This is a genomic window from Martelella sp. FLE1502 (assembly GCF_053484255.1).
This window is the reverse complement of record NZ_JBAKFQ010000020.1, coordinates 75,417-82,605: the sequence shown is the minus strand read 5'-3', so window position 1 is coordinate 82,605 and position 7,189 is coordinate 75,417. Positions and strand designations below refer to the sequence as shown.

6 protein-coding genes are annotated in these 7,189 nt (G+C 62.2%); 2 read left to right on the top strand and 4 right to left on the bottom strand.

Annotated elements, in window-relative coordinates; all coding sequences use genetic code 11:
* Positions 1–364: 364 nt before the first annotated feature.
* Both V6767_RS16435 and V6767_RS16430 read right to left on the bottom strand, forming a co-directional pair.
* Positions 365–850 carry a redoxin family protein gene (locus V6767_RS16435; protein WP_448474457.1) on the bottom strand — a complete coding sequence of 162 codons (486 nt, stop codon included), beginning with the start codon at positions 848–850 and terminating at the stop codon, positions 365–367.
* Positions 851–885: 35 nt separating this feature from the next.
* A complete protein-coding gene (locus tag V6767_RS16430) occupies positions 886–1,698 on the bottom strand; it encodes a protein-disulfide reductase DsbD domain-containing protein (protein ID WP_448474456.1) in 813 nt (270 codons plus the stop codon).
* A 141-nt stretch (positions 1,699–1,839) separates the two neighbouring features.
* Here V6767_RS16430 and V6767_RS16425 point away from each other — a divergent pair, with 141 nt between their 5' ends.
* Together V6767_RS16425 and V6767_RS16420 are read left to right on the top strand one after the other, a co-directional pair.
* Positions 1,840–2,451 (top strand): YqgE/AlgH family protein, encoded by a 612-nt coding sequence (locus V6767_RS16425; RefSeq protein ID WP_448474463.1) that lies wholly within the window; start codon positions 1,840–1,842, stop codon positions 2,449–2,451.
* 68 nt (positions 2,452–2,519) lie between these two features.
* Positions 2,520–3,584, top strand: a complete 1,065-nt coding sequence (locus tag V6767_RS16420; protein ID WP_448474455.1) for a zinc-binding metallopeptidase family protein — start codon at positions 2,520–2,522, stop codon at positions 3,582–3,584.
* 63 nt (positions 3,585–3,647) lie between these two features.
* Here V6767_RS16420 and V6767_RS16415 read toward each other — a convergent pair whose 3' ends face one another.
* Positions 3,648–6,539: an EAL domain-containing protein gene (locus tag V6767_RS16415; RefSeq protein WP_448474454.1), complete on the bottom strand. Its 2,892-nt coding sequence runs from the start codon at positions 6,537–6,539 to the stop codon at positions 3,648–3,650.
* Between the two features lie 9 nt (positions 6,540–6,548).
* Positions 6,549–7,142, bottom strand: a complete 594-nt coding sequence (locus tag V6767_RS16410; protein ID WP_448474462.1) for a GNAT family N-acetyltransferase — start codon at positions 7,140–7,142, stop codon at positions 6,549–6,551.
* Between the last annotated feature and the right edge of the window lie 47 nt (positions 7,143–7,189).

The window sequence follows — 7,189 nt, the reverse complement described above, 5'->3', positions numbered from 1 at the left end:
TCAGCCGGGGAATCCCATTTCTTCAAACTGCGGCAATCCGTCCACACCGCCTAGCAGAGCCGATGAAGAATACGGAATGGTTTGTTATTCTGAATAAGCGATGTAATACGATGGATATTATTTAATAAAAATAGTTTTATCGTTTCCAGGTTTATCGACTATAAAGATTTTAATATAAATAATAGATTTTGCGGCGCGTTTAGACTGGTTCACCGCCTTGGTTTCGAGCCGCCGCGAGCGTCGGCCGGTTAATGCCGCGGGCGCTTCCTGCCAAGTGTTGGGTCCGGGCATGAAGGAAGCCGGTCGGGAAATCCCGGCCGGCTTCCGCCTTTGCAACAACGTCTTCGCGAGAGCGAATGCGCGATCAGAGTTGGCCGAGAATGGTCGCCGCCGCGGAAACCGTGGCCTCGCCGGGATTGTCCTCGACATTCAGCTCCTTCACCTTGCCGTCCTCGACCAGCATGGAATAGCGCTTGGAGCGCAGGCCGAGACCGGCGCCGGACATGTCGAGATCCATGCCAAGCGCCTTGGTGAACGCGCCGTCGGCATCCGAGAGGTAGCGAATCTTGCCTTCGCCGCCGGTAGCCTTGGCCCAGCCGCCCATGACGAACGGATCGTTGACCGCCACCACCGCGATCTCATCGACGCCGCGGCTCAAAATGGCGTCGCGGTTTTCGAGATAGGTCGGCAGATGGTTGATCGAGCAGGTCGGCGTGAAAGCGCCGGGGACCGCAAACAGCACCACGCGCCTGCCCTTGAAAATGTCGTCGGTGGAGACCTGCTCCGGCCCGTTTTCGGTGAGTTCGCGCAGGGTGGAGGAGGGCAGCGTGTCGCCCTTTGAAACAGACATGGAAAACTCCTTCTCTTATCCTCTGGGGACGAAACCTAAGGGGAGACCGTTTCAAACACAAGCGGCGTTTCCATGACCCGCCCGCCCGCCTTGGCAAGCAGCAACCAGTCGCCCGCGACGGAATCCCGGCCGTCGGGAAGGGAGGCCAGCGGTATGGTGATCGTGTAGGCCCCATCCTCCATTGCGCCAGCGGGCGCCTCGACGATAAAGCCGCCGCTGCTGGCGAGCGTGATTTCGGGGTTTTCGGCATCCGGCAGGGCGATCGCAAGCTTCAGGGCCTCGCCGGTGCTGACCGCGCGTTCGACGCGGAAATCGGCCGATGGCGCTTCCGGCAGCGTGGTTTCTGCGACGGCGAGGATCGCGGCATCGACCGCGCTGTCGGCATAGGTTGAGGCAGTGATCTCGAACGTCGTCTGGAACGGAATGCAGATGTCCTTGCAAAGCCCGATAAAGGCGGTGACGTCCATCTGCGGATGCGTGCCCGGCGCGGCCTTGAAGGTCAACGGAAAGGTTACGGGCCCGTCATAGCCCATGTCCGTCACGCCGGCGAGGTCGATGCGCTTGGGCACGGGATAGGCGATGGCTTCGAGCGTCACGTCGTCATTGCCGCTGATGGTGATCTGCGGGGGGATGCCGCTTTCGCCGGGCTCGCGCCAGTAGGTGATGAAACCGTCTGCGGGCTCCACCTGCAGCGCGGCGCGGATCGTGCCGTCCTCATCGGGCGCCGTCATGATCATGCGCATGCGCCCGCCGGCATCTTCGGCCCATTCGGTTTGTCCGGCATGGGCAAAGCCCGCGAAAGCGGGCAGGGCGAGTGCGGCGATGATCAGGATGCGGCGTGTTCTCATGCTTGCTCTTTAGCGCAGCCGGCGGGGCGGGGATATGGCGCTTCGATGATATTGCGGACAATTTGATTTGAATATCGCGTGACCTTGCCCCATCTTGGTTTCATGCCTACGATGAATTTTGAAAGCGGCGCAAACGTTTCGCTGGAGATCGACGTGTTGGAGAACTTTGCAAAAGGGCGTGAACGCGGGCCATTCGACGGCCAGTTCCTGATCGCCATGCCGCAGCTTGCCGAGAGCGAGTTCGAACGCAGCGTGATCTATATCTGCGCCCATTCCGGCGAGGGAGCGATGGGTTTCATCATCAACCGCGCCCAGTCCGTGACCTTTCCCGAAGTCCTTCATCAGCTCGACCTTGTCGGGGAAGAGCGCGATCCTGAGATGCCGTCCCTGATCGATTTTCCGGTACTTTGCGGCGGGCCGGTGGAACCCGGCCGCGGCTTCGTGCTGCATTCCTATGATTATTCCGGCGACGGCAGCATTCCGATCAGCGATGATATGGCGATGACGGGGACACTCGATGTCCTGAAATCGGTCGCCGCCGGCAGGGGTCCGGAACGGGCGACGCTGCTGCTCGGCTATACCGGCTGGGCGCCCGGCCAGCTTGAAAGCGAGATCGCCAACAATGACTGGCTGACATGCCCGGCGATCGAGGACATGGTTTTCGATCGCGATCTCGACAGCAAATATGAACGCGCGCTGTATTCGATGGGTGTGCGCCCCTCGTCGCTTTCCACCAATATCGGGCACGCCTGAAACAATCCGGCCGGGATTCCCGTTTAGGGGCGTCTGCCAATGATGGCGGATGCAATTGCGAGGCCTCCATGAAGATCTTTGAATGCGATCATTGCGGGCAGACCGTTTATTTCGATAACGATACCTGCGTCGCTTGCGGCCATCGGCTGGGCTTTGCGCCGGATGATATCGCCCTTTATTCCATCAGGCAGGGCGAGGGAGACCTCTGGCACAAGGCGGATGATGAGAGCCGCCGTTTCCGCCTCTGCGAGAACACCGGGATCGGCGTGTGCAACTGGCTGGTGGACGAGGACGACGACGAGACCTTCTGCCTGGCCTGCCGGCACAACAACCTTATACCGGACACCACCACCGAGATCGGGCTCAACCGTTTCAAGCGCATCGGCGCCGCCCAGCGGCACCTGTTCTATTCGCTGTTGCGCTGGGGCGTGGAAACGCCGACGCGCAAGCAGGACCCGGAAAAGGGGCTGGTTTTCGATTTCCTTGAGGACACGGTAGAGGCCGACGGTTCTGTTACGCCGGCGATGACCGGCCATGAGGACGGGCTGATATCATTGCGGGCGGCAGAGGCCGACGACGTGACCCGCGAGATCATCCGCGATCAGATGAACGAGCCCTATCGCACCATGCTCGGCCATTTCCGCCACGAGGTCGGGCATTATGTCTGGGACCGGCTGGTGCGCGACGACGGCCGGCTGGAGAGCTTCCGCAAGGTGTTCGGCGATGAGCGTGAGGACTATCAGGCGGCGCTCCAGCGTCACTATGAGAACGGCCCGCCGCCGGACTGGCCCGAGCACCACGTCAGCGCCTATGCGGCGACGCACCCCTGGGAGGATTTCGCCGAGAGCTTCGCCCATGCGCTCCATATCGTCGACACGCTGGAAACCGCGCGCGCCTTCGGCCTTGCGGTGGACGATGCCCGGCTCGAACCGCTCGGCGACCCCTACAAATGCGTCAGCGGCAAACGTCTGGCGGATGCGTGGATACCGCTGACGATCGCGATGAATGCGATTCACAAGTCAATGGGCCAGCAGGATTTCTATCCCTTCGTGCTGACGCCGGAGATCGTCGCGAAAATCGACTACATCGTCACCATGCTGAACGGCCCCAAAGCCGGAAAGGCGGCTGCGTAACGCCGATCTGCGCCGGCAGGGCCATGCGCCGGCTTTCGCGGGCGCGGGGCGGCCCTTGCCGGTTCAGCTTGCGCCGTTCTCGCGCACAAGACGGATCGCGGTGGTTGAGACCACCGCGGGACCGTAAATCGGGCCGGTTGCATAGGTGCAGCCGGCTTCGGCAAAGGCTGTGGCATCGGCCTCATTGTCGAGGTCGCTGATCCCGATCGCCGTGCCGAGGCGCTCGGCCAGTTCGCTGAAGGCCTTGACGATTTCGGCCTGCGGTTCCTGATTGTGTTTGAAGATCGCGCCGTCGACATAGGTCGCATCGAAACGGAAGCTCTTCAGTAGCGTCAGCGAGCCGTGGCCATTGCCGAAGCCGGACAAGGTAACGCCCGCGCCGATGGTGCGCAGATACTGCAAGGCCAGTTTCGCCTGCTCGGGCGCTTCCTGCACGATATCCTCCGGAATGGAAAACACGATCTGGCGCGGCGCGACTTCCGATTCCCGCACAATGCTCTCCAGCTCGATCAGCGTGCTGGTTTTCAGCATCTCGTTGCAGCCCAGTTCGACCATCACAAACGGGCGGGCATTGGCGACGGATTGCTGCCATGCCGCAAGATCGTTGGCAGCCTGACGGACGGTGTACAGGATGAGCTCCGCCGAGCGACCGCTCTCCCGGCTCAGCTCGAAAATCTCGCCGGCGGAGACATCGCCGCGCTGGGGATGCTTCCAGTTCAGCGAGCATCTGAAGCCCGCAAGCTTCTGCCCGTCGAACTTCACGATCGGCTGGTAGAGCACAGCCATTTCCTGACGGTCGATCGCGCGGCCGAGGTCGCCTTGCAACTGCTTGCGCTCGTCATCGAGCATTCTGAGCGCCGGACGATAGGTCTCGACCGTGTTGCCGCCCATGCGCTTGGCACGCAGCATCGCCAGCCGGGCATCCTCCAGAAACGCCTCGGCGGTCTCGTGGTCATCGTGCCACGACGCGATGCCGATCGCCGCCGTAAGCGCGATCTCGCGGTTCTCGAACGTGATCGGGACATCGATCGCGGCGGTCAGGGCGTCGGTGAACTCGGCGATCGCGTCCGGGTCATTGTGGGATTGCAGGATGATCGCGAAGCTGCTGCCCCAGATCCTGGACAGCGTGTCTTCCGGCTTCAGCAGCCGCTGGATGCGGCGCGTCAGCGCGATCAGGATATTGTCGCCGGCGGCAAAGCCCAGCGTCTCGTTGATCTCCTTGAACCGGTCGATATCCGCCACGATCAGCGTCGGGTGGAGATGCGGCGCCGTGCGCGACAATGCGATCAGCGATTGCAGCCGGTCGGTGAGGATGGTGTGGTTCGGCAGGCCGGTGAGATTGTCGATCACGGCGTCCTGCAACAGGCGCTGGGTGGAGACCTTGTGGTCCGTCTGGTCGTTCAGCGTGCCGACGCAGCGGATCACCTCGCCATCCGAGCTCAGCACCGGCCGGGCGCGGATGGTCATGAAATGATAATGCCCGTCATTGGCGCGCACCCGGAACTCAAGCTTCAGCCGGCCGCGCCGCCATTCGAGGAACAGGTCGAGGGTGGAGCGGAACCGGTCGCGGTCGGCGGGGTGGAGATATTGCAGCCATGTCCGCGCCGGGCCGTTCAGCGCGCCGGGTGCAAGGCCGAGCTTGGGCGCGAAATCGGGCTCGGTCACGATCCTGTCGCGGCCGACATCCCAGTCCCACACGGTGGCATCGGTGCCGAGGAAGGCCAGCGCCTGACGCTCCAGATCGGAAAACAGGCCCGGCTGGTAAACCCCGCCGGCAAAGGCGTGCTGGATCACGGTGAAGCCGAGTAGCAGCACGATCAGAACCATGCCGCCGTCGAGCGCCGGCTGAATGATGTCGTTGTCGATCCGGCCCGTCACCGCCATATAGCCGGCAAACAGCCAGGCGACGATCAGCGCCCAGGCCGGCATCAGCAGGATCGCGCGGTCGTAGCGCCGGAAGCTCAGGTAGAACATCAGCACGATGCCGGCAAGCACGGTTGCCGCGAACGAAAGTCGCGCGATGCCGGCGGCCGCAGACGGGTCGAACAGCGCGACGCCGAAAAGCGCCATCAACAGCACGCCCCAGGCGGCCGTGCCATAGCCGAGCTGGGCATGCCAGCGCGCCAGATTGAGATAGGTGAAAAGGAACACCACCAGCGAAAACGCGATCGCGACATCGGCGCTCGCCCGCCAAATGCGTTGATCGGACGCCGACAACGGTATGATCTGGTTCAGGAAATTGAAATCGATCGCGACGTAGAGCAGCACCGACCATGCCAGCATCGCTGTTGCCGGCAGCACCGAGGTTCCCTTGACCACGAACAGGATGCTCAAAAACACCGCCAGCAGGCCGGCAATGCCGAGCACGATGCCGTGGTAGAGCGTGAAGGCGTTTTCGGTATCCTTGTAGGCCTCCGGCTCCCACATGTAGAGCTGCGGCAATTCGGCGGTGTTGAGTTCCGCCACGAAGGTGATCACCGATCCCGGATTGAGCGTGATCGAAAACACGTCCGCATCGTCGCTATTGACGCGGTTCAGCGCAAAGCCCTCGCTCGGCGTGATCGCCTCGATCCGCGACGAGCCTAGGTCGGGCCAGAACAGGCCGGAGCCGACAAGGCGAAAATGCGGCGCGACGATCAGCCGGTCGAGCTGTTCGTCGGAAATATTGGCAAGCGAAAACACCGCCCAGTCGCCGGAGTGGTTGTTCCCGGTGGAACGGACCTCGATGCGACGTCTTATGCCATTCGGGTCGGGCACCGTCGAAATCTGGAAGGTCTCGCCCTCATTGGGATAGAGCTCGACCTGCGAGGTCAGGTCGATGGCGACATCGCCGCGCGACACTTCCACCGGTTCGAGCGCCAGGGCCGGCGCGGCCACAGCGATCATCACGACGATCGCGCCAAACAGCGCCAGAAGGTTACGGCAGAGCCAGCCGGTGAGGGGGGACATTGGCATCAACGGTCTTTAATTCCCTTTGCGGTCGTAGTCGTCTTTGAGCAGGGCAAAGAGAAGATGATCCTGCCATTCGCCGTTGATGCGCAGATATTTGTGCAAGTACCCCTCCTTGGTGAAGCCGGCTTTTTGCAACAGCGACGCGCTGCGCATATTGGTGGGGATACAGGCCGCCTCAATCCGGTGCAACCTCAACTCCTCGAAGATATAGCGAATTACGAGTTGAAGTGCGGCGAACATATGACCCTTGCCGGCATATTCCTCGCCCATCCAGTATCCAAGCATGCACATCTGCGCCACGCCGCGCCGGATCAGCCCGATCGTGATGCCGCCGACCAGCCTGTCAGGGTTTCTGGCAAAGATGAAAAGCTGGATGCCCGAGCCCGACTCGAATTCGAGATTGACGCGGGCGATGCGCTTACGAAACCCGCGCCGGGTCATGTCGGCGGCGCTCCAGACCGGCTCCCACGGCTGGAGAAAGGCGCGGCTGCGGGTTCTAAGCGCTTTCCACTCCTCGAAATCGGCCATCCGCGGCAGCCGCAGCAGGTGGTCGGCGGATTGTATGGCGAACCGATGGCGCCGTCGCGCGCGGGACGAAATCAGCAACGCAGCCACGCCTGCTACTCCGCCAACCGGCTGCAGGCGCCGCCGAA